The sequence below is a fragment of the Streptomyces sp. E-08 genome (genome assembly GCF_049913095.1).
GTDB lineage: Bacteria > Actinomycetota > Actinomycetes > Streptomycetales > Streptomycetaceae > Streptomyces.
Window position 1 is genome coordinate 618,588 of the sequence record NZ_CP183971.1, and the last position, 21,095, is coordinate 639,682.

Annotated in this window: 21 protein-coding genes; 10 read left to right on the plus strand and 11 right to left on the minus strand. The window is 72.9% G+C overall.

The features are described from left to right. Positions 1-7: 7 nt before the first annotated feature. A complete protein-coding gene (locus tag ACN9MM_RS03100) occupies positions 8-901 on the minus strand; it encodes an RNA polymerase sigma-70 factor (RefSeq protein ID WP_426362158.1) in 894 nt (297 codons plus the stop codon). Positions 902-1,082: 181 nt separating this feature from the next. Here ACN9MM_RS03100 and ACN9MM_RS03105 point away from each other — a divergent pair, with 181 nt between their 5' ends. Continuing rightward, positions 1,083-1,562 carry a carboxymuconolactone decarboxylase family protein gene (locus ACN9MM_RS03105; protein ID WP_426362159.1) on the plus strand — a complete coding sequence of 160 codons (480 nt, stop codon included), beginning with the start codon at positions 1,083-1,085 and terminating at the stop codon, positions 1,560-1,562. Positions 1,563-1,642: 80 nt separating this feature from the next. Here ACN9MM_RS03105 and ACN9MM_RS03110 read toward each other — a convergent pair whose 3' ends face one another. Genes ACN9MM_RS03110 through ACN9MM_RS03130 form a run of 5 tightly spaced genes read right to left on the minus strand, consistent with a single transcriptional unit; the run spans position 1,643 to position 6,343 of the window. Further along, positions 1,643-2,335, minus strand: a complete 693-nt coding sequence (locus ACN9MM_RS03110; RefSeq protein WP_426362160.1) for an HAD family hydrolase — start codon at positions 2,333-2,335, stop codon at positions 1,643-1,645. Next, positions 2,332-3,417 carry an ABC transporter ATP-binding protein gene (locus ACN9MM_RS03115; RefSeq protein ID WP_426362161.1) on the minus strand — a complete coding sequence of 362 codons (1,086 nt, stop codon included), beginning with the start codon at positions 3,415-3,417 and terminating at the stop codon, positions 2,332-2,334. The genes ACN9MM_RS03110 and ACN9MM_RS03115 overlap by 4 nt, the downstream gene beginning before the upstream one ends. Before the next feature lie 3 nt (positions 3,418-3,420). Continuing rightward, positions 3,421-4,344: an ABC transporter permease gene (locus ACN9MM_RS03120; protein WP_426362162.1), complete on the minus strand. Its 924-nt coding sequence runs from the start codon at positions 4,342-4,344 to the stop codon at positions 3,421-3,423. Further along, positions 4,332-5,225, minus strand: a complete 894-nt coding sequence (locus ACN9MM_RS03125) for an ABC transporter permease (protein WP_426362163.1) — start codon at positions 5,223-5,225, stop codon at positions 4,332-4,334. Before ACN9MM_RS03125 ends, ACN9MM_RS03120 begins: the two co-directional genes overlap by 13 nt. Beyond that, positions 5,225-6,343, minus strand: a complete 1,119-nt coding sequence (locus ACN9MM_RS03130; protein WP_426368652.1) for an ABC transporter substrate-binding protein — start codon at positions 6,341-6,343, stop codon at positions 5,225-5,227. The genes ACN9MM_RS03125 and ACN9MM_RS03130 overlap by 1 nt, the downstream gene beginning before the upstream one ends. A 296-nt stretch (positions 6,344-6,639) precedes the next feature. On the opposite strand from ACN9MM_RS03130, the gene ACN9MM_RS03135 reads away from it, so the two are divergent. From ACN9MM_RS03135 to ACN9MM_RS03160, 6 genes are all read left to right on the plus strand, one after another. Further along, positions 6,640-7,389, plus strand: a complete 750-nt coding sequence (locus ACN9MM_RS03135; protein ID WP_426362164.1) for a GntR family transcriptional regulator — start codon at positions 6,640-6,642, stop codon at positions 7,387-7,389. Between the two features lie 179 nt (positions 7,390-7,568). Further along, entirely contained in the window at positions 7,569-8,516 is a 948-nt protein-coding gene (locus tag ACN9MM_RS03140) for a peptidoglycan-binding protein (RefSeq protein WP_426362165.1), read from the plus strand. Between the two features lie 76 nt (positions 8,517-8,592). Further along, positions 8,593-8,976 (plus strand): VOC family protein, encoded by a 384-nt coding sequence (locus ACN9MM_RS03145; RefSeq protein ID WP_426362166.1) that lies wholly within the window; start codon positions 8,593-8,595, stop codon positions 8,974-8,976. Between the two features lie 134 nt (positions 8,977-9,110). Then, the gene (locus ACN9MM_RS03150; RefSeq protein ID WP_426368653.1) at positions 9,111-9,638 is read left to right on the plus strand and encodes an NUDIX hydrolase family protein; all 528 of its coding nucleotides are present in this window, start codon (positions 9,111-9,113) and stop codon (positions 9,636-9,638) included. 89 nt (positions 9,639-9,727) lie between these two features. Next, entirely contained in the window at positions 9,728-10,396 is a 669-nt protein-coding gene (locus ACN9MM_RS03155) for a HEAT repeat domain-containing protein (RefSeq protein WP_426362167.1), read from the plus strand. A 35-nt stretch (positions 10,397-10,431) separates the two neighbouring features. Continuing rightward, positions 10,432-11,436 (plus strand): MerR family transcriptional regulator, encoded by a 1,005-nt coding sequence (locus tag ACN9MM_RS03160; RefSeq protein WP_426362168.1) that lies wholly within the window; start codon positions 10,432-10,434, stop codon positions 11,434-11,436. Positions 11,437-11,539: 103 nt separating this feature from the next. Here ACN9MM_RS03160 and ACN9MM_RS03165 read toward each other — a convergent pair whose 3' ends face one another. Genes ACN9MM_RS03165 through ACN9MM_RS03175 form a run of 3 tightly spaced genes read right to left on the minus strand, consistent with a single transcriptional unit; the run spans position 11,540 to position 13,843 of the window. Continuing rightward, positions 11,540-12,055 carry a dihydrofolate reductase gene (locus ACN9MM_RS03165; RefSeq protein ID WP_426362169.1) on the minus strand — a complete coding sequence of 172 codons (516 nt, stop codon included), beginning with the start codon at positions 12,053-12,055 and terminating at the stop codon, positions 11,540-11,542. Further along, a complete protein-coding gene (locus tag ACN9MM_RS03170) occupies positions 12,052-12,849 on the minus strand; it encodes a thymidylate synthase (RefSeq protein WP_426362170.1) in 798 nt (265 codons plus the stop codon). The genes ACN9MM_RS03165 and ACN9MM_RS03170 overlap by 4 nt, the downstream gene beginning before the upstream one ends. Before the next feature lie 46 nt (positions 12,850-12,895). Continuing rightward, on the minus strand, positions 12,896-13,843 hold the full coding sequence (locus tag ACN9MM_RS03175; protein WP_426362171.1) for a nitrilase-related carbon-nitrogen hydrolase: 948 nt from the start codon (positions 13,841-13,843) through the stop codon (positions 12,896-12,898). Positions 13,844-13,926: 83 nt separating this feature from the next. Here ACN9MM_RS03175 and ACN9MM_RS03180 point away from each other — a divergent pair, with 83 nt between their 5' ends. Next, positions 13,927-15,474 (plus strand): serine hydrolase, encoded by a 1,548-nt coding sequence (locus tag ACN9MM_RS03180; protein ID WP_426362172.1) that lies wholly within the window; start codon positions 13,927-13,929, stop codon positions 15,472-15,474. 56 nt (positions 15,475-15,530) lie between these two features. On the opposite strand, the gene ACN9MM_RS03185 is transcribed toward ACN9MM_RS03180, so the two are convergent. After that, positions 15,531-17,102, minus strand: coding sequence for a TROVE domain-containing protein (locus ACN9MM_RS03185; RefSeq protein WP_426368654.1), 1,572 nt, complete (start codon positions 17,100-17,102; stop codon positions 15,531-15,533). 284 nt (positions 17,103-17,386) lie between these two features. Beyond that, positions 17,387-18,931, minus strand: coding sequence for a hypothetical protein (locus ACN9MM_RS03190; protein WP_426362173.1), 1,545 nt, complete (start codon positions 18,929-18,931; stop codon positions 17,387-17,389). 311 nt (positions 18,932-19,242) lie between these two features. Between ACN9MM_RS03190 and ACN9MM_RS03195 the strand changes: the two genes are divergently transcribed. After that, complete coding sequence (locus tag ACN9MM_RS03195; protein WP_426362174.1) at positions 19,243-20,355, plus strand: sensor histidine kinase; 1,113 nt, start codon at positions 19,243-19,245, stop codon at positions 20,353-20,355. Further along, a complete protein-coding gene (locus ACN9MM_RS03200) occupies positions 20,352-21,023 on the plus strand; it encodes a response regulator transcription factor (protein ID WP_426362175.1) in 672 nt (223 codons plus the stop codon). Before ACN9MM_RS03195 ends, ACN9MM_RS03200 begins: the two co-directional genes overlap by 4 nt. The last annotated feature ends 72 nt before the right edge of the window (positions 21,024-21,095 follow it).

Genomic DNA, 21,095 nt, shown 5'->3' on the forward strand with positions numbered 1-21,095 from the left:
GGCGGGGTCAGCGGCCGAGGGAGGTTCCCCGCCCCAGGTGCGCGAGCTTCTCGGGGTTGCGCACGGCGTAGAGGCCGGTGATGAGGCCGTCGTCGACACGCATCGCGAGGACGGTGTCGATCTCTCCGTCCAGCCGGACGATCAGCGCCGGATCGCCGTTGATCCGGGCCGGCTCCAGGTCCGTCGTGGTGGCGATCCTGCCGAGGATCCGTGCCACCTCGGCGGCTCCCACGACGGGCACCAGTGCGGCCCGTACGACTCCGCCGCCGTCGGTCAGCAGGACGACGTCGGGCGCGAGGACGTCGAGCAGGCGTTGCAGGTCGCCCGTCTCGACGGCCCGGCGGAACGCCTCGACGGTGCGGCGGGTCTCCGCGGCGGAGGCGGTCCCACGCGGTCGGCGCGCGGCGACGTGGGTCCGCGCCCGGTGGGCGATCTGGCGGACCGCGGCGGGCGTCTTGTCGACGGCATCGGCGATCTCGTCGTACGCCAGGTCGAACACCTCGCGCAGGACGAACACCGCCCGTTCGGTCGGCGTGAGGGTCTCCAGGACGAGGAGCATCGCCATCGAGACGCTGTCGGCCAGCTCGGCGTCCTCGGCCACGTCGGGCGCCGTCAGGAGCGGCTCGGGCAGCCAGGGGCCGAGGTAGGCCTCCTTACGGCGGCCCAGCGTGCGCAGGTGGGTGAGCGCCTGGCGCGTGGTGATGCGGACCAGGTACGCGCGCTGATCCCGTACGGTGCTGGGGTCGACGCCCACCCACCGCAACCAGGTCTCCTGCAGGACGTCCTCGGCGTCGGCGGCCGAGCCGAGCATCTCGTAGGCGACGGTGAACAGCAGTCTGCGGTGGGCGACGAACGCCTCGGTGACGTCACGCATCGCGTCGCTCTTCGTTCGGTCGTTCATCGCCGGCTCCTGCCCGTTCGGTCTCGAGTGCGCCGTGCACCAGACGCCGGCCGCCGCCGTTGTGTGACACCCGCATCCGGTGATCCACGCCACAGCGCGGGGTCGTCACAGGGGCCGGGACGCCGGCGTCTTGTGTTCGCCCCGTGCGAGAGCACACGACACCACGAATGAGGACGGCGTCATGGAACCCCGTTTCAACCTGTTCGACAGCCCGACCGCCGCGAAGGTCGCCAAGCGGTTCTACAACACCTCGCTGGTTCTGGAGGAGTCGACCCTGCCGAGGTCCCTGCGGGAGCTGCTGCAGCTGCGGGTCGGTCAGATCAACGGCTGCGGCTTCTGCGTGGACGCCCATGCCAAGGAGGCCGCTGCCGAGGGTGAGAGCGCGGTCCGGCTCAGTCTGGTGGCCGCCTGGCGGCACAGCACGGTGTTCACCGAGGCCGAGCGGGCCGCGCTCGCGCTCGCCGAGGAGGGCACCCGGCTCGGCGAGCACGGCGTGTCCGACGAGACCTGGGCCGAGGTGCGCAAGCACTACGACGACGACCAGGTCGGTGCGCTGGTCTGCGTGGTCGCCCTGATCAACGCGGCCACCCGGATGGCCGTGATCGTGCGCAACCTGGGCGGCTCGTACGAGCCCGGGTTGTTCGCCCGTACGGCCGGCTGACCGGGCGCCACACACAGCGGGCCCGTCCCTGGACGTTCGATCCATGGGACGGGCCCGCTTCCTTTTCCGGACGTTCCGTGTCAGCCCTCCTCCGGCAGCTCGCCGCTCCGGGCGGCCGCCCGGTCCCTGACATGGCGGCGCAGGCCGTCGAGCGAGACGTCCTCCAGGCTGTCCGCGAAGATCCGGTCGGGCCCCGGAGGCACCGGCAGGAGGGAGGGGACGACGAGGACCGTGCAGCCGGCGGCGTCGGCCGAGGCCGCTCCGTCCGGTGAGTCCTCGACGGCCACGCACGCCGCCGCCGCGACGCCGAGCCGCTCGGCCGCCGTGGCGTACGGGTCGGGGTGCGGCTTGGTCCGTACGGTGTCGTCGGCGGAGAGCGTGAAGGCGAAGGGGACGTGGGCGAGCGCGCCGCCGACCACCGAGTCGACCACCGACCGCGGTGAGGCGCTGACCAGGGCGAACGGCAGGCCCGCCCGGTCCAGTTCGGCCAGGAGCCGGTCCGCTCCCGGGCGCATGGGGGCGCCCTCGTCGACGCGGCGCTGGAAGGCGGCGGTCAGCGTCGTCACGATGCCGTCCCTGTCGGGCGCCCCGGTGGCCCGTACCAGGTGGGCGGCGGTGTCCTCGACGGCGCGTCCGACGACCTCGGGGGCGTCGGCGTCCGTGAGCCGGTGTCCGAGGCGGGCGGCGATCTCCTCGGTGGCCTGCCACCAGAGGACCTCGGTGTCGACGAGGGTGCCGTCCATGTCGAAGAGGACGGCGGCGAGTGCGCTCATCGCTCCGCCCGCGGGACGACGAGGACGGGGTGCGGGGCGAGGCCGATGGTGGCGCGGGTCCCCGGGGTCAGTTCGCCCGCGTCGCGCGAGGGGAGGTCCGCCTTGACCGACGTACCGCGGTGGTCGAGGTGGACGCGGGTGACGGAGCCGAAGAAGGAGGTGGAGACGATGACGGCCTCGCCGTCGGCGTCCGCGGTCACGGTGACGTTCTCGGGGCGGACGAGCACCTCGACGTCGGGGCTTCCGGGGACGTCCCCGTCGACGGGGAGCCGGCTGCCGGCCGCCTCGACGAGTCCGGAGTCGGTGAGCCGGCCCGGAAGACGGTTCATGGTGCCGACGAACTCGGCGACGAAGGCGGTCGCGGGCCGGCGGTACAGCTCGGCGGGGGCCGCGCACTGCTCCAGCTTCCCCGCGTTGAGGACGGCGACGCGGTCCGCCATGGACAGCGCCTCCTCCTGGTCGTGGGTGACGAACACGGTGGTGATGCCGAGGGAGAGCTGCAGGCGGCGGATCTCCTCGCGCAGGCTGAGCCTGACCTTGGCGTCGAGCGCGGAGAGGGGTTCGTCGAGGAGCAGGACGCGGGGGCACAGGGCGAGGGCGCGTGCCAGGGCGACGCGCTGCTGCTGGCCGCCGGACATCTGGTGCGGGTAGCGGTCGCCGTGCTCGGGCAGGCCGACCAGGTCGAGGAGTTCGGCGGCGCGGGCGTGGCGCTCGGCGGCCCCGGTCCTGCGGACGCGGAGGCCGAAGGCGACGTTGTCGCGGGCGGTGAGGTGGGGGAAGAGGCTGTACGACTGGAAGACCATGCCGGCGTCACGGCGGTTGGCGGGGACGTGGGTGATGTCCTTCCCGTCCACGAGGACCTCGCCCGCGTCGGGGCGTTCGAAGCCCGCGAGGACCCGCAGCGCGGTGGTCTTGCCGCAGCCCGACGGGCCGAGGAGCGCGAGGAGTTCGCCGGGCTCGACGGTGAGGTCGAGGCCGTCGAGGGCGACGGTGGTGCCGAACGCGCGGCGCAGGCCACGGAATTCGACGCGGGCCCCGGTGGCGGCGGTGGACTCCGTCCGTTCCGCTGTGGCAGAGGTCATGGGTCAGGACTCCTTGCGGGAGGTGCGGGGGGCTCCGGGGGCGCCGGTCTGTGCCGTTCCGGCCCGGGACAGGACGAGGAGGAGCGCCCAGGTGATGAGGAGGCTCAGGAGGGAGACGGCCACCGACATGCGGGCCTGGGCGCCGGAGATGGAGACGATCCAGACGGCGAAGGGCCGGAAGCCGAGGATCGAGGCGATGGTGAACTCGCCGAGGACGAGGGCCAGGGTGAGGAACGCGGCGCCGGCGAGTGAGGAGCGCAGGTTCGGCAGGATCACCCGGAGCATGACGTAGGGCCAGGACGCCCCGCAGTTGCGGGCTGCCTCGACGAGGGTCGGGACGTCGACGGCGCGCAGTCCCGCGTCGAGGGAGCGGTACACGAACGGCAGGGCCATGACGGTGTACGCGAGGACCAGCACGAAGGGGAAGTCCTCGTTCTGGACGGCGAGGAACGTCTGGTAGAGCGGGGTCCGCGACAGGTGGTCGGGGCCCCAGCGCAGCACGCTGCTGATCCCGGTGACGAGCGCGATCGGCGGTACCACGAGGGGCAGCATGCACATCACCTCGACGACCGGCCGCAGGCGCGGTGCGCCGAGCCGGACCGCCACCAGGGCGGGCACGGCGAGCAGCAGGGCGAGCGCGATGGTGGCGGCGGCGAGGCCGAGGGAGAGCAGCAGGCTCTCGGTGAATCCGTCGGCGGAGAGCAGCGCGGTGTACGCCTCGAAGGAGACGCCCTGGCCGGGGACGTGCACGGTGAAGACGAACGAGGCGATCAGCGGGACGAGGAAGTACGCGCCGCCGAGGCCGAGGACGAGGCCGCGCCACAGACGGGGGCGGCGCCGGGTCCGTACGGGGGTGGTGGGCCGGGCCGCCGCCCGCGTCCCGGACTCCGGGGTGACGTCCGGGGCGGTGGGGGTCATCGCAGCCATCGGGCGCTCCTGCGCTGGAGGGGGAGGTAGACCGCCATGACCAGCCCGGCGATCAGGATCATGTCGAGGCCGAGGGCGAGGGCGACGTTCTCCTGGCCGACCATGACGTTGCCGGAGAGGGCGTCCGCGATCTTCAGGGTGACCAGGGGTACGGAGCCGCCGACGAGGGCGGCGGCGGTGGCGTGGGCGGCGAAGGCGCTGCCGAAGAGCAGCACGAACCCGCCGAGCAGCGAGGGTGCGAGGACCGGGATGCCGACGTGGCGCCAGTACTGCCGTCCGCCGGCGCCCGCGTTCTGCGCGGCCTCCCGCCACTGGGGGCGCAGGCCGTCGAGGGCGGGGAGGATCACCAGGACCATGAGGGGGATGAGGAAGTACAGGTAGACGACGGCGAGGCCGCCGAAGGAGTACAGGTTCCAGCCGAGGTCGGTCAGGTCGGCGAGCTGGGTGACCACGCCGGAGATGCCGACGGTCGCGATGAACGCGAACGCGAGGGGGACGCCGCCGAAGTTGGCGAGGACGCCGGAGGCGGTGAGGACGGCGGAGCGCAGGGCCCGGGACCGGGAGGTGACGACGGCCTGGGCGATGAGGACGCCGAGGACCGAGCCGATCAGGGCGGTGAGCGCGGAGAGTTGGAGGCTGCCGACGAGGGAGCCGAGGTAGGGGCCCTGGAGCGAGCGGCTGAGGTGCTCGCCGGTGAGGGCGGTGGTGCCGGTGGCCGGGTCGGTGCGGGTGACGGCGCCGTACAGGAGGGCGCCGAGGGGCAGTCCGAAGGCCAGGGCGGTGAAGGCGATCAGGGGGAGGGCGGCGAGCCAGGTGCGGGGGCCGCGCCGCCGGCGGCCGGTGCCGCCGGCGGTTCCCTCGGTGGGGGTGGCTGAGGACATCAGGAGAGGGCCTTGTCCCACTTCTCGGCGAGGGTGGCCTTGGCCTTGTCGAGCTCGGCGGAGGCGGGGAAGGAGGGGGTGCCGTCGACCTTGGGGAGCTTGGCGACGAAGGTCTTGTCGGCGGTGCCGTCGGCGGTCATGGCCGGCAGCAGGACGGGGCGGGCGTAGCCCTTGAGCCAGAGGTTCTGGCCCTCGGTGCTGTAGAGGAACTCCATCCACAGGCGGGCGGCGGCGGGGTGCGGGGCGTCCTTGCTGACGGCCTGGGAGTAGAACTGGGCGTACACGCCGTCGGTCGGGACGGCGACCTGCCAGTCGACGCCCTTGCCCTTGAACTGGTCGGCGTAGCCGGCGTTGAGGTAGTCCCAGTCGATGCTGATGGGCGTCTCGCCCTTCTCGACCGTGGCCGGGGTGGACTCGACGGGGATGAAGTTGCCGCTCTTCTTCAGCGTGCCGAAGAAGTCGATGCCGGGCTGGATGTCGGCGAAGGAGCCCTTGCCGGCGAGGGCGGCCGCGTAGACGCCGCCGAAGGCGGAGCCGGACTTGGTCGGGTTGCCGTTGAGGGCGACCTTGCCCTTGTACTCGGGCTTCAGGAGGTCGGCGAAGGTCTTCGGGCAGTTCGGGACGCGCTTGGCGTCGCAGCCGATGGAGACGTAGCCGCCGTAGTCGTTGTACCAGCGGCCGGTCGCGTCCTTCTGAGCCTCGGGGATCTTGTCCCAGGCCTCGACCTTGTACGGGGCGAACAGGCCCTCCTCGGCGCCGCTGCGGGCGAAGGCGATGCCCAGGTCGAGGACGTCGGGGGCGCGCTTCTGGCCCTTGCGGGACTTGACGGCGGCGATCTCGTCGGCGCTGGAGGCGTCCGGGTTCTCGCTCTCGACCTTGATGCCGTACTTCGTCTCGAACGCCTTGATCAGCTCTCCGTAGTTGGCCCAGTCCGGCGGCAGCGCGATGACGTGGAGCGCGCCCTCCTGCTTGGCCGCCTTGACGAGGGCGTCCATGCCTCCGAAGTCCTCGGCCGATGCCGCCGTGGCCGACTTCGCACCGTCGCCCGCGGCGCCGGCCGCGCCCTCGGGAGCGGCGCCACAGGCGGTGACGGTGGTCAGGACGACGGCGCCGAGCAGGACTGCGGCGCCGCGGACGGGGGTTCTGCGCACGGGTTCTCCCAGAAGCGAGTGGTGGAACTTGTCTGAACAAGCCGCCCTTAGTTCGCCCGCGCTTCCTGTCCGAAAAGTGAACGGGACATGGCGAGATCCAGACGCCTCCCGGAAGAGCGCGTTGTGGTGAACCACAGGTGAACCGGGCGGCCTTGAGGTGAATCGGCGGCACCTTCCGGCGTCGGCCCGCCGGGTTAGGGTGAGCGCAGGGACCGCACACCCCGTGACCGGGTGCGCACAGTCACGGACGAGATGGGGGCACGGTGACGGCGCTGTACGTGGAGATCGCGGAGGGGCTCCGCCGCTCGATCCTCAGTGGCGAGTACGCCGTCGGCGCCCGGCTGCCGTCCGAGAGCGACCTCGCCGACCGCTGGTCCGCCTCGCGCGGCACGGTGCGCCAGGCCGTCGCCCTGCTCACCTCGGAGGGCATCATCGGCTCGCGGCAGGGCGCCCGGCGCATCGTGCTCCGCAGGGAGCGCCGGCACAGCTTCGCCGAGCTCCACAGCTTCGCCCAGTGGGCGCGGACCATGGGCTACCGGTCGTCGAGCCGCTTCCTCCACCGCGAGCGCCGCCGGGCCACGCCCGAGGAGGCGCGCCGCCTGGCCCTCCCCGAGGGGGCGGGGGTCCTCGACGTCCTGCGGCTGCGCTGCCTGGACGACGAACCGGTCATGGTGGAGCGCACGGCGTACGCGGAGTGGGTCGCGCCCACCGTGGAGTCCCTGCCGGCGGACTGCGCCTCGATCATGGACAGCATGGCCGAGGACGCGGGGATCGTCGCCCACTACGGCGAGCACCTCATCGACGCCGTCCCCGCCGGGAGCGACGACGCCCGTCTGCTGCGCGTGCGCCGGGGGAGCCCGCTTCTGCGCCAGCGCCACCTGACGAGCAATCAGGACGGCCGCCCCATCGAGTGGACCGAGGACCGGTACCGCGCGGGGAGCGTCACGTTCAACGTGAGCAACTCGGTGGGCACGGCCCCCCTCGTCAGGGACCCCGGCTCGCTGCTGATGTGACGACTTCTCCATGGCGTGGTAGTGACGTGCGTCACTTATTAAGAGTTGTTTAAGAATCAACGTCGAGAACGTTCCCTTTTGCCACCTGTTGGGAGCAGTTGACGCTTGCATTGAATGTCAGTCAAATTCTCCTCGGCTTCGCCGCAACGTCCACGGCTTCACCACATCTGGAGCAGATGATGCCCAACAGGACTGCCCTGACCACAGCCGTCACGTCCGGCTCCCCCGAACAGGCCCCTCACCCCGCGCCGGACGATCACATCTTCGGCAGGGTCGCCCGGCCCGACGAGGGCGGGCAGGGGGCACGCGCGCAGGACGTCGAGATGTTCGACGTCACGCCGGCCACGCCGCCCGCCGGCCAACCCCTGCCGCGGAGGCGCCACGGAGCCGGGAAGCCCCGGTACACGCGGAAGGCGCCCCCGGCGCGGAAGGCCGCCGAGCCCCGCGCGTACGAGAGCCGAGGCGGCCTGTCCCTCCCGCTGCTGATCACCGGCGCACTCGCCGCCGGCATCGGCCTCACCGTCGGCCTGACATCCCCGTCGGACCAGGCGGTCCCGGACGGCCTGACCCTCACGATGCCCGACCTGCCGGCGCCCGATCCGACCCCGGACGCCGGACCGTCGAGTCCCGGCCCGACCCCGGACGCCGGACCGTCGAGTCCCGGCCCGAGCGCCGCCCCGGCCGGGAAGGCGTCACCCACCCCTCGTACGGCCTCGCCCACGCCCACCGCCCCCCGCACTCCGCCCCCGACGACCGCTCCCCCGGCCGACCCCACTCCCCCCGCCACCCGCACGCCGGCACCGACACCGACACCGACCCCCGGCTCCCGGCGGCCCGGGCGGTCGGACGCGCACCTGCTCAAGCTCGGCAGTTCCGGACCCGACGTCATGGACCTCCAGCTCCGGCTCCAGCAGCTGTACCTGTACCTCGGATCGACCGACGGGGTGTTCGGCGAATCCGTGGAGGTGGCCCTCACCCGCTTCCAGAAGGCCCGTGACATCCCGGAGGAGCCCGGCGTCTACGGCCCGTTGACCCGCGCGGCCCTGTACGCCGAGACCCACCGTCCCGACCGGAGGAACCAGCACGACCGGAACCCCTGGGCGGGCCCCGACTCCTGGGGCCCCTGAGGCGCAAGGTCAACCAGCGCCCTCATGCACGTAATTGACGACTTGTCACGACGGCTCCCCGCGTACACTCACGGTCATGGCATGCCGCATCACTGAACTGAACCTCGACTGCGCCGACCCCGAGCGGCTCGCCGCCTTCTGGAGCGAGGTCCTCGGATACGTCGAGACCGGCCGGGAGGACGACGGCAGCATCCAGATCGGGCCCCCCGGCGCCGACTTCGGCGGACCGCAGCCCACCCTCCTCCTCAGCCCCAGCCGCGACCCCCGGCGCGGGAAGCTGCCCCTGCACATCGACGTCAACCCCACCGACCGCGACCAGGACGCCGAACTGGCGCGGCTGCTGGCCCTCGGCGCCGAACACGCCGACATCGGCCAGGGCGACTCCGTGAGCTGGCACGTCCTGACCGACCCGGAGGGCAACGAGTTCTGCCTGCTTCGGACCCGCATCCAGCCCCTCTGACCGTCCCGCACCACCGTCCCCGCTTCCGAGGGGCAGGAACGGCCCGCGACGGCCGCCCGAACTCCCACCCGGCCGGCGGACACGCGGCCTGGGCCGAAGCGCAGACCGGAAAGTATGATCAAGCGATGTCTGACATGACTGAGACCTCACCCGGCTGGCTGTCCTCGGACGAACTGGACACGGCCAGGTCCCGGATGCCGATCCTCTACGTCGAGGCCGTCCCCGTGCGCGTGGACGACAGCGGCGAAGTCACCAGCATCGGGCTGCTCCTGCGGATCGGCTCGGAAGGAACGATCAGCCGCACCCTGGTGTCCGGACGCGTCATGCACCACGAGCGGGTCCGTGACGCACTGCTGCGCCACCTGGAGAAGGACCTCGGGCCGGTCGCCCTCCCCCGAGTCCCCGCCTCCCTGCAGCCCTTCACCGTGGCCGAGTACTTCCCCACGGCCGGCATCACCCCCTTCCACGACCCGCGCCAGCACGCCGTGTCCCTCGCGTACGTCGTCCCGGTCACCGGCGACTGCCGCCCGCGGCAGGACGCCCTCGACCTGGTCTGGTTCAGCCCGCAGGAAGCCGCGTCACCCACCGTGCAGAACGAGATGCCGGGCGGTCAGGGGCATCTCCTCAAGCAGGCCCTCGCCCACGTCGGGCACACCTACTGACCGCCCGCTCCTCCGCACGGCCGCCCACGCGGCCCGCTTGACCTTGACACCGTGACAAGGTCTTCACTGTCGCCGAGGAGGTGGTCCCCATGACCATGGCGAACGAGGACACGAACGTGGTGCGAGCCCTGCGGGGACTCACGAACGAGAGCTCGTCGGTGCGCCTGCGGGCCGCGCTGGCGGTCGGCACGGCACCGGACCCGCGCTGCGTCGACGAGCTCGTCGGGCGGTGCGCGGTCGAGCCCGACTTCCAGGTCCGCGAGATGCTCACCTGGGCGCTCACCCGCCACCCGGCGGCGCTGACGCTCCCCCGGCTCCTCGGCGAGCTCCGCTCGGAGCACGCCCAGGCACGGAGCCAGGCCCTGCACACCCTGTCGAAGATCGGGGACCCGCGGGCCTGGCCCGCGATCACGCCCGAGCTCATGACCGACGCCGACGACGAGGTGGCCCGCAGCGCCTGGCGCGCGGCGGTGGTCCTCGTACCCGAGGGCGAGGAGTCCGCGCCGGCCGGAGTACTCGCGACCCAGCTGGGGCGGGGCGGGCGCGAGACACAGCTGAGTCTCAGCCGGGCGCTGATCGGGCTCGGCGCCGCGATGACGGCGGTCCTGAGCGCCGCGATGTCCGATCCCCGTCCCCACGTACGTCAGCACGCGATCGCGACGGAGAAGCTGTCCCGCGACCCGGACGCCGGATTCGACTTCGCGCTCGAGGAGGCCAAGCGGGTCGTGGCCCTCGGTCCGGGCGGCCAGGAGGAATGACGTCCTGTGGGGTCGGTCCGGAGGAGTGACGTTCCGTGTTGATCGGTGAGGTGGCGCGGCACTCGGGAGTCAGTGCCCGCATGCTCCGGCACTACGAATCGCTGGGCCTGGTGCGGCCGACGGTGCGTACCGGAGGAGGCTACCGGGAGTACTCCGACGAGGACATCCGGCGCATCTTCCACATCGAGAGCCTGCGGTCCCTGGGGCTCTCGCTGCGCGAGGTCGGGCGCGCGCTCGACGAGCCCGGTTTCGCCGCCTCGGAACTCGTCGACGACCTCATCCGGCAGACCCGGGAGCGCATCGCCGCCGAGACGGAGCTGCTGACCCGGCTGCGCCGGATCGGTTCCGCCGAACCGGCCGGCTGGCGGGACGTCCTCCAGATCGTCGCCCTCCTCCAGGCGCTGGGGTCGAAGAGCCCCGAGACACGCCAGCGGGCGGCCCTGTCCTCGGCCGAAGAGGCCCCGGTGCCGGTGGAGGCGCTGGTCGAGGCGGTGCTGAGCGAGAAGGACCCGAGCGTCGCCGGAGCGCTCCGCTGGGCGCTGGCCCGGTCGGGCGACGCTTCACTACCGCTGCTCGCGCACGGCCTGGGGTCGGCGGTGGCCGAGGTGCGGAAGCGGGCCGTGCGGTCGGTCGCCGAGATCCCGGGCGACCGGGCGACCGCGCTGCTGCGTGAGGCCGTCGCGGCCGCGGACGTCGTGGTCCGCCGGTACGCCGCCCTGGAGCTCGGGGCCCGCGGCGTGGACGACGGGGTCCCCACGCTCATCGACATGATCGTCGAGGAGGTGAACGACGTCGACGCGGCGGACGCGCTCGGCACGCTGGCGGGCCGCCCCGCGCTCGCGGACCGGATCACCGGCCTGCTCGTCGACCGGCTCGCCCGCGACGCGACCCGACCGCCGGCGCGCAGGCGGCTGACGCAGGCCCTCGCGGACATCCCGGGAGACACGGCGTCCCACGCGCTCACGGAGCTGTCCCACGACGAGGACCGCGCCGTCGCGCTGACCGCCGCGTACATCCTGGGACTACGCGAAGCACGCTGACGGACGCGGTCCGGGGTCCGGCCCTTTGGCGCGTACGCACGGGGAAGGCGCACCGGGAACGCGGGGGGCGTGACGGACGCGGTCCGGCGCCTCGGCCCGCCCCTTACGGGCGGGTGTAGCGGCGGATGCGGTAGCGCAGTCCGGTCGTGGAGTCCTGCCAGCCGGAGTCCTCGGCGATCTGCCAGTCGGCGCCGACGGCCGGGGCGTACGTGTCGCCCGCGACCTCGGTGTCGACCTCCGTCACCGACAGCGTCGTGGCGTGGGGCAGCGCGGCACGGTAGATCTCGCCACCGCCCATCACCCAGGCGACCTCGCCGCCCGGCTCCGGCGAACCGGCCGCCAGGTCCAGCGCCGCGTCGATGGAGCCCGCGCGCTCCGCGCCCTCGGCCGTCCACGCGGGGTCCCGCGTGACCACGATGTTGCGGCGGCCGGTGAGGGGACGGAATCGCGGGGGCAGCGAGTCCCAGGTCCTGCGGCCCATGATCACGGGGTGACCGAGGGTGGTCGCCTTGAAGTGCGCCATGTCCTCGGGCAGGCGCCACGGGATCGCGTTGCCCGCGCCGATCACGCCGTCCGGGGTCTGCGCCCAGATGAGCCCGATGCCCGTACCGGTGCTCATACGGCGACCGGGGCCTTGATGGCCGGGTGGTGCTCGTACCCCACGACCTCCACGTCGGAGAAGGCGTAGTCGAACAGCGAGTCGGCCTTGTGCAGCTTCAGCTCGGGGAAGCGGTACGGGGCGCGGGAGAGCTGCTCGGTCACCTGCTCCACGTGGTTGTCGTAGATGTGGCAGTCGCCGCCGGTCCAGATGAAGTCACCCGGCTCCAGGCCGACCTGCTGCGCCACCATGTGGGTGAGCAGGGCGTAGCTGGCGATGTTGAACGGGACGCCGAGGAACAGGTCCGCGCTGCGCTGGTAGAGCTGGCAGGAGAGCTTGCCGTCGGCGACGTAGAACTGGAAGAAGGCGTGGCAGGGGGCGAGCGCCATCCGCTCCAGTTCGGCGACGTTCCAGGCGGACACGATCATGCGGCGCGAGTCGGGGTCGCGGCGCAGCGTGTCGAGGACCTCGGTGATCTGGTCGATGTGCCGGCCGTCGGGCGTGGGCCAGGAGCGCCACTGCACACCGTAGACGGGGCCGAGCTCGCCCTGCTCGTCGGCCCACTCGTCCCAGATGCTGACGCCGTTCTCCTGGAGCCAGCCCACGTTGGAGTCGCCGCGGAGGAACCACAGCAGCTCGTACACGATGGACTTGAGGTGCACCTTCTTGGTGGTGACCAGCGGGAACCCCTGCGAGAGGTCGTAGCGGAGCTGGTGCCCGAAGACACTCCGGGTGCCTGTGCCCGTCCGGTCGGCCTTCGCCGTTCCCTGGGTGAGCACCGTCTTCAACAAGTCTTCGTACTGGGTATCCGCCACGATCGCCGAGTCTACCGCCGGGGACGGCGCACCCTCGACGGGTGGCCTACCCGCTGGTCACGGTCGTGCGGGCGGTCTCGTCGACGTGGAGGGTGAAGACGTCGGGGCGGGCGTAGTGGCCGGTGGTGTCGAGGTCGAAGCGAGCGCGCGCGAGGTCGTCGAGGTCGAGCTCGGCGGTCAGGACGCCCTCGCCGTCGCGCAGGGGCCCGGCCAGGACCTCGCCCAGCGGGGAGACGATGACGGACCCGCCGCCGATGAGTACGGTGCCGGGCTCGTCGCCCTGGACGGGGTGGACGTCGTCCGGCAGGGCGTCCCGGCGCAGGTACTGGCAGGCGCTGAGGACGTAGCAGCGGCCCTCCAGGGCGATGTGCCGCATGGTGGCCTGCCAGGCGTCGCGGTCGTCGACGGTCGGCGCGCACCACAGGTCGACACCCTTGGCGTACATCGCGGTGCGCAGGAGCGGCATGTAGTTCTCCCAGCAGATGGCCGAGCCGATGCGGGCGCTGCCGGTGTCGACGACGGGGAGGGTGGAGCCGTCGCCCTGGCCCCACAGGTAGCGCTCGGCGGCGGTGGGCATGAGCTTGCGGTGGAGGCCCAGGTAGCCGTCGGGGCCGAAGAACAGCGCGACGCAGTACAGGGTGCCGCCCTGCCGCTCGACCGCGCCGATCACGGCGTGGCAGCCGAGTTCCCGGGTCACGGCGGCGAGCGTCTCGGTCTCCGGGCCGGGGACCTCGACGGCGGCGGCGTGGTAGCGGCGGAACAGCTCACGGCCCGCGGGGGTGCGGCTGCCGACCGTGATGCCGAAGTCCAGCCCCTTGGGGTAGCCGCCGATGAACGCCTCGGGGAGGACGACGACCTCGGCGTCCCGGGCCACGGCTTCACGGACGAGCTCCTCGGCCCGGGCGACGGCGGCCGGGGTGTCGAAGAGCGGGGCGGCCGCCTGGACGACGGCGACGGTGAGGGTGCGGCGGGGCGCCGCGGAGGTCGGGGTCATGCCCTGACGCTAGGGGGTGTCCTGTCGGTCGGGCCACACGCCCAGCGCGCGACAGGCTTCGGCGCAGGCCGTTGAATGGAGGGGTGAGCACTGTGCGATGGCTTGCCGCCGCAGGACTGGCGGCGCTGATCGGCGCCGCGGCACCCGGACCCTCGCCGCCTCCCGCCCAGCCGCCGCCCCAGCTCGACGACGCGGACGTGCAGCGCGCCGTCGACCAGCTCGACGGTGTGGTCGAGCAGGCGATGAGACGCACCGGGGTGCCGGGCGTGGCGGTCGCCGTCGTGCACGACGGCAAGGTGATCCACCTCAAGGGGTACGGCGTACGGAAGGCGGGCGAGAGCGCCTCCGTCGACGCCGACACGGTCTTCCAGCTCGCGTCCGTGTCGAAGCCGATCGCCTCCACCGTCGTCGCCGGAGCCGTCGGCACGGAGGGCTGGACCCGGCCGGTCGCCCCGAACGTGCCGGACTTCGCCCTCAAAGATCTGTGGGTCACGTCCCATGTGACGGTCGCCGACCTGTTCTCGCACCGCAGCGGCCTGCCCGACCACGCGGGGGACCTGCTGGAGGACCTCGGCTACGACCGCGCGTACATCCTGTCGCACCTGCGGTACGAGCCCCTCGCCCCGTTCCGTGCGAGCTACGCGTACACCAACTTCGGTCTCACGGCCGCCGCCCAGGCGGTCGCCGACGAGAAGGGCGTGCCCTGGGAGAAACTCGCCGCCGACACGCTGTACCGGCCGGCGGGCATGAACTCCACCAGTTCGCGCTTCGAGGACTACGCCAAGGCCTCCGACCGGGCCTGGGGGCACGTCAAGGTCGACGGCTCCTGGAAGGCGGAGTTCGTCCGGGACCCGGACGCCCAGTCCCCTGCCGGGGGCGTCAGCTCCAGCGCCCGTGACATGGCGACGTGGCTGAAGCTGCAACTCGGCGACGGCAAGCTCGACGGACGGCAGATCGTGGCCGCCGACGCCCTGGAGCGCACCCACTGGCCCGAGTCGGTCGCGAGTCCGCCCCACGCCCCGGCCGGGCGGACCGGCTTCTACGGCCTCGGCTGGAACGTGAGTTACGACGACGAGGGCCGGCTGAGGCTCTCGCACACGGGGGCGTTCGCGGAGGGCGCGCACACGAACGTGACGATGCTGCCCGGCGAGCAGCTCGGCATCGTCGTCCTGACCAACACCGCACCGGTCGGCGTCGCCGACGCCGTCGCCCTCGACTTCTTCGACATCGCGCAGACCGGAAAGATCAGCCGCGACTGGATTCCCCTCGTGGACGCGCTGTACCAGCAGCAGGCGGACGAGGGCCGGTCGAAGACGGACTACGCCCACCCGCCGTCCGGCGCGACGCCCGCACAGGCGGCCGACACGTACGCGGGCACGTACGAGAGCGCGTACTACGGGCGCGCGAAGGTCGTCGCCGGCCCGAACGGCACCCTGACGCTCCAACTGGGCCCGAAGCCCCAGTCGTACCGGCTCACGCACTACGACGGCGACACGTTCAGCTTCCCGACGACGGGCGAGAACGCCGTGGGCCTCACCGGGGTCACGTTCACGCCGGACGGGAAGTCGTTCACGGTGGAGTACCTGAACACGGAGGGCCTGGGCACGTTCACCCGTACCGACGGCTCCTGACGTCCCCTGCCGATGCGGAGGGGCTCTCGGGTGGCCCGGGGCGGAGGGCCGGGTGTTCACGCAACCGGCTCCGGTGTCCACGGCCACGTCGCCGTCCGGCCCGACTCGATGAGTCCGACCATGCGGAACGCCGCGTCCGTGAGGCCTCCGAAGGTGTGGCGGTGGGGGCCTTGGGGGCTGTGGGCGGGGTGGTATCCCGTCAGGTTCCACGTGTAGACCGGGACGGTGGCGGGGACCGGGTCCGTCGCTCCGGACCGGTGGTACGGGGCGGTCTGTTCGTCGGTGACGATCAGGACGCGGTCGTGGTCCTGGTAGTGCTTGCGCACCGCCTTCGCGGTGTACGTGCCTCCCATGCTGCGGAAGCGTTTCAGCACCGCCGGCACCGGCTCGTCCCGCGCGAACGGCACCGCCGCGCTCCCCCAGCCGAACTCCACCAGATCCGCCTGCTCCGCGCGCATGGCCAGTGCGGTGCCGAACAGGGCCGCCGCGTCCGCCCGGGTCAGCTCGGAGCGTTCCGAGACCTTGTCCCAGAACATGGAGTCGGACCGGTCCACCAGGATCAGGGTCCGCCCGGGCAGGGCCGGGACGTTGGCCAGGGAGTGGCCCAGTGCCCGTTCCAGCGGGGTCTCCCAGCGCGGCGACGGCGCGTGCTGGTGCGCCGCCAGGTAGCGGAAGGGGAACTGCCGGGCCCCGGCGACCTCGGCGGCGTCCGAGAGCCGGTCGGCGACCCGGGCCGCGACCTCGTCCGAGACCCCCGCCTCGTCGAAGTTCCGCAGGTTCCTCAGGAGGGCCATCGACCCCATCGTGGGGATCACGGCCTCCCAGGCGGCGGCGTCCATCGGTCCGTGGAGCCAGCCCGCCAGGGCCTCCCACGTCATGCCCGCCGCGGCGAGGCGTTCGGCGCCGCCCGGCCCGGTCACCAGCGCCCGCCGCTCGTCCGCCGCCGTCTCCATGAGCGCCCGGTGGGCCGTCAGCAGCCGGTCGGTGGCCGGAGGGACTGCCCGCTCCGGGTGGTGGCGGCGGTCCAGGGCGTACCGGAAGAGCGGCCCCTGCCAGGGCTTGTCCGGGTCGGGGGTGGCGTGCACCAGGTTGAGCACGTCGCCGAAGCGGAAGGGCTTGGAGGGGGTGTCGTACTTGAGCAGGGAGCGGGACGTGTACAGCCTCCGTACCCCGTCGGCGATGCCCCGCTTCACGGGCGCCGGCACGTTCCGCCCGTACGCCGAGATCCAGCGGGCGAGCAGTTCGCCGGGTTCGTCGGCGCGCTGGAGCACGGAGTCGATCACGGACCGGTTGGAGGGGCCCCCGGTCGCTCCGGCCTTGAGGCGGGCCCGGACGAACGCGGCGGCGCCCGTCAGGGACGCCGTGCGCATGTTGCCCTCGCCGCGCAGCCAGCGCAGCAGACTCGCCGTCCACTCGGGGTCCTGGACGGCGAGTTCGCCGACGAGCCGCGTGTACCGCGCGTCGCGCTCCGGGCCGCTCTCGTAGAAGGTCTGCTGGGAGACGAGGTTGCCGACCGCGAGGAGGAAGAGCTCGTCGCGGGGCTCCCGGACGAAGGCCGCACCGCCCGCGTGGGTGCGGGGGTGCGGTATGCCGGGCGCGGGGCGGAGCCGTGGGGGCGACGGGGGCATGGAGCGTGCGGTCGCGAGGACCTGGGGGGCCACGAGCATGTCGGACCACATCTTGGAGACGCGCGGGGTGTGACGAGGCAGTGAATTCCCCTGGATGCAAAGGCTGGAGGCAAAGGATCGGACGGCCCCGGGCACGACGACGGCGGGGCTGGGGCGCCGCGCCTGCCGAGATCCAAGAGGGCGGCGGCGTCACTTGGTTTACGGAAGAAGTAGCCGCAGCCGAGCGCATCGGAGGCGCGGTCGCGTCGCCACCGTACAAGTCCCGCCGCACCGCGCACCAGCGATTAACGCGGGTCCGGGCTCCCTGTGCCCCGCGGCCCCGGCAGCCGGCACAGGGCGAGGCCGAGCAGAAGCGCCGCGTACGCGCCGAGTACGGCGACTCCGGCCCACCAGGGAAGGGGGAAGTAGCCGGTGGAGGGCGCGTAGTGGGCGACGACCTGCGGATACGCGACGGCGGACTGCTGCGTGGCGAAGCCCGCGGCCGGGGTCACGCGCAGGAGCCACTGGGCCACGCCGTCGGGGAGCAGCGGGAAGGAGGTCACCACGTACGGGACGGCGACGGCCAGGACGGCGACGGGGATCGCGGCGCTGGCGCGGCGCTGCAGGGCGCCGAGCGCCAGGGCGAGCACGGCGGCAAGGGCGAGCGCGGCGGCCGTGCCCGTGACGATGCGCACTCCGGTGGCCGCGGACACCCAGAGGACGGGGATGCCGTTGTCCTTCAGGATCGCCGCACCGACGGGTGTCACGATGCCGACGGCGAGCAGCCCCGTCACGAACGTGACGGCTGCGACGACGACGGCCTTCGCGGCGAGTTCCACGCGGGTGACCGGCGTGCCGCCGGTGCCTTCGCGCCGGTACGCGGTGGTGGCGAGCCGCACCGCGACGGCGAGCACGATCAGCAGGGCGGGGGCCAGACCGCCGAGGGTGCGTTCGACCGGCCGGGCCCCGTCCTCGGTGCCCGCGGGTCCGATGTCGCCGGATCCGGTGACGGTGACCGTCCCGTTCTTCTCCACGGCGCCGGATGCCTGAACGCTCTTCTCCCAGTCGGTCCGGTTCGCCTCCCCCACGGTGTCGCTCCGCCACCCCGCCCCGGCGGGCGTGCCCTTGAGTCCGACGTGGTCGAAGACGCCGGCCGCCTGGGTCCAGCGCACCTGCTCCGTGGCGCCGCCGAGGCCGACGCGACGCAGTGTCAGGTCGCCGGGAGAGGTGGCGAACAGGCCGACCCGTACGATCTCGGGCAGCCCCGGAAGCCGCGCCGTGCCGACCTCCGTCCACCGGCGGCCGTCGGCGGACTCGTGGCCGGTGACGGTGTCGCCCGACCGGGTCAGCCTCAGCCAGCGCGGGTCCCGGGCCGAAACCGCACCGCCGTCGCCCTCGCTTCCGGCGATGTCGTGGCGGTAGTCGTACTGCATGCGGACGCCGTGGCCGCCGGTGACCATCAGGGCCGCGTACGAGGATCCCCGGCGGACCCCGTCCTTGATGATGATCCCTGCCTTCGCCCAGGGCACGAGGCCGGGGACGATCTGGTCGTGGTGCGGCGGCGGGTAGGTGACCGTGCCCGTCATGGACGTCATCCGGACGGTGATGCTGCCGTTCTCGCCGAGCTCCCGGTGCAGGACGGAGAACTGGTCGTTGACGAGGGCGCCGTCCGGTCCGACCGGATCGGCGGGGCACGGTCCTTCGCAGGACGCGTGGTTGCCGGAGGCGTAGAGCAGGCCGAGGACGACGACGGCCAGCGTCGCCGCCACCATGGCGATCAGCCGGCCCGGACGGCGGAAGGCGGTCCACTCCCGGTGGACCGCGTGGAGTGCTGCGTGGGTCGAAGACATGACCACCGTTGTACGGATGACGCCATGACGTGCTCCGAACCGTCGCTGTCACCTCGCTGTTAGGTGCGGCGGGGCATGCTGGGTCCGGCCGGACACGCGCGGGAACGGGGAGCACGGGGATGCGGAGCACGGAACCAGGGGCCACGGGGACGCCGACCACTGAACCCGCCGGTACGAGGAACCGGGCCACGGGGACGCCGACCACGGAACCCGGCGGCACGAGGAACCGGGCCCCGCGGTGGCCGCGGCGCGGAACCGTCGTACGGCGCTTCACCCTCCTGTACGCCGCGGGGTTCCTCGGGTCCGGGATCGTGCTGCTCTTCCTGACCTACGTGATGTCCGGTGTCCGGCTGTCCGCACCGGCGCCCGGGAACGTCCCCGCGCCCGCTCCGAGCGGCTCGTCCGAACCCGATGCCGCCCAGCGGCAGATCCGGGAGCTGCGGGACCGGCTCGCGGAGGTGCAGGGTCAGGAGCAGCACCGGTGGATCGTCGCCTCGCTCGTCGCGCTGGTGGTGACGGCGCTGCTCTCCCTGCTCCTCGGCCGCCTCCTGGCGCGGCGGGTCCTGCGCCCGCTGCGGCTCATCACCGCGGCGACGCGGCGGATCTCCGCGGAGAACCTGCACGAGCGGCTCGCCGTGACCGGCCCCGCCGACGAGGTGAAGGAACTCGCCGACACCGTCGACGACCTCCTCGAACGGCTCGAAGCCTCGTTCGCCGCGCAGCGCCGCTTCGTGGGCAACGCCTCGCACGAACTCCGTACGCCGCTGGCGACGATCCGGGCGTCGCTGGACGTGGCCGTCGCCAAACCGGAGCCCGCGGCGCAGACCCTCGCGCTCGCCGGGCGGGTGAGGACCGAGCTGGACCGCGTGGACCACCTGCTCGAAGGCTTCCTCCTCCTCGCCCGCGCGCAGCACGGCGTCTTCTCCGACCGGACCCTCGTGTCGCTGGCCGAGCTCGCCCGGGAGGCGCTGGACGACCGGGCTCCCGACATCGCCGCGAAGTCCCTGGCCCTGGACGCCCAGGTGGGGACGGCGGCCTGGACACGGGGCAGTGCGGTGCTGCTGTCCCGGATGGTGCGGAACGTCGTCGACAACGCGATCACGCACAACCACGGGAACGGCTGGATCCGGATCACCGCGGACGGCGACGGTTCCGGCACGCGCCTGGTCGTCGAGACCGGCGGGGACGTGCTGGAGCAGAGCCGGGTGGACCGGCTCGGGCAGCCGTTCGAGCGGCTCGGCACCGCCCGTACGGGGCCGGAGGGGAGTTCGGGCCTGGGCCTGTCGATCGTCTCCGCGATCGTCGCCGCGCACGGGGGTCGGCTCGTCCTGCGGGCGCGTTTGGAGGGTGGCCTGCGCGTGGCGGTGACGCTGGCGCCGGCGGTCCCGGAAGGCGACGCGGCGCGGACGGGGGTGCCGGTGTGAGGGTTCTGGTCGTGGAGGACGCGCGATCGCTCGCCGAGGTCGTCGCCGAGGGGCTGCGGGATCAGGGGATGGCCGTCGACCTCGCGCACGACGGTCTGGAGGCCGCCGCGAAGCTCGACCTGAACGCGTACGACGTGGTGCTCCTCGACCGGGACCTGCCCGGTATCCACGGGGACGTGCTCTGTCAGATGATCACCGGGCGGGACGACCGTCCGATGGTCCTGATGCTGACCGCGGCAGGAGCGCCGGGCGACCGGGTGAGCGGACTCACCCTCGGGGCCGACGACTACCTCGCCAAGCCCTTCCACTTCCCCGAACTGGTCCTGCGCGTACGGGCCCTGGCGCACCGCAGGCCGTCGGCCCGGGCCCGTACGCTGCGTGCCGCCGGTGTCGAACTCGACCCGGTGCGCCGCACGGCTCTCCGGGACGGTCGGCCGCTCGCCCTGTCCGTCAAGGAGTTCGCCGTCCTGGAGGCGCTCCTGCGCGCGAGCCCGGGGTTCCTGAGCGCGGAGGAGCTCCTCGAGCAGGTGTGGGACGAGAACGCCGATCCGTTCACCAACACCGTGACGGTCACGGTCGGCCGCCTGCGCCGCAAGTTGGGAGGCCCGCCGGTCATCACGACGACGACCGGGGTGGGGTACCGCATGGCGGACACCCCGGCCCCTTGAGTCTCCGGGAAACCGGGAGTCCGGGAGCCCGCGGGTCCGCAGGTCCGGGGGCCCGCGAGTCCGCAGGTCCGG

What these genes read in the sequence shown, in the direction of transcription:
- ACN9MM_RS03100 (WP_426362158.1), bottom strand. Translation starts at nt 901, where the DNA reads ATGAACGACCGAACGAAGAGCGACGCGATGCGTGACGTCACCGAGGCG.
- ACN9MM_RS03105 (WP_426362159.1), top strand. Translation starts at nt 1,083, where the DNA reads ATGGAACCCCGTTTCAACCTGTTCGACAGCCCGACCGCCGCGAAGGTC.
- ACN9MM_RS03110 (WP_426362160.1), bottom strand. Translation starts at nt 2,335, where the DNA reads ATGAGCGCACTCGCCGCCGTCCTCTTCGACATGGACGGCACCCTCGTC.
- ACN9MM_RS03115 (WP_426362161.1), bottom strand. Translation starts at nt 3,417, where the DNA reads ATGACCTCTGCCACAGCGGAACGGACGGAGTCCACCGCCGCCACCGGG.
- ACN9MM_RS03120 (WP_426362162.1), bottom strand. Translation starts at nt 4,344, where the DNA reads ATGGCTGCGATGACCCCCACCGCCCCGGACGTCACCCCGGAGTCCGGG.
- ACN9MM_RS03125 (WP_426362163.1), bottom strand. Translation starts at nt 5,225, where the DNA reads ATGTCCTCAGCCACCCCCACCGAGGGAACCGCCGGCGGCACCGGCCGC.
- ACN9MM_RS03140 (WP_426362165.1), top strand. Translation starts at nt 7,569, where the DNA reads ATGCCCAACAGGACTGCCCTGACCACAGCCGTCACGTCCGGCTCCCCC.
- ACN9MM_RS03145 (WP_426362166.1), top strand. Translation starts at nt 8,593, where the DNA reads ATGGCATGCCGCATCACTGAACTGAACCTCGACTGCGCCGACCCCGAG.
- ACN9MM_RS03150 (WP_426368653.1), top strand. Translation starts at nt 9,111, where the DNA reads ATGACTGAGACCTCACCCGGCTGGCTGTCCTCGGACGAACTGGACACG.
- ACN9MM_RS03155 (WP_426362167.1), top strand. Translation starts at nt 9,728, where the DNA reads ATGACCATGGCGAACGAGGACACGAACGTGGTGCGAGCCCTGCGGGGA.
- ACN9MM_RS03165 (WP_426362169.1), bottom strand. Translation starts at nt 12,055, where the DNA reads ATGAGCACCGGTACGGGCATCGGGCTCATCTGGGCGCAGACCCCGGAC.
- ACN9MM_RS03175 (WP_426362171.1), bottom strand. Translation starts at nt 13,843, where the DNA reads ATGACCCCGACCTCCGCGGCGCCCCGCCGCACCCTCACCGTCGCCGTC.
- ACN9MM_RS03185 (WP_426368654.1), bottom strand. Translation starts at nt 17,102, where the DNA reads ATGCCCCCGTCGCCCCCACGGCTCCGCCCCGCGCCCGGCATACCGCAC.
- ACN9MM_RS03190 (WP_426362173.1), bottom strand. Translation starts at nt 18,931, where the DNA reads ATGTCTTCGACCCACGCAGCACTCCACGCGGTCCACCGGGAGTGGACC.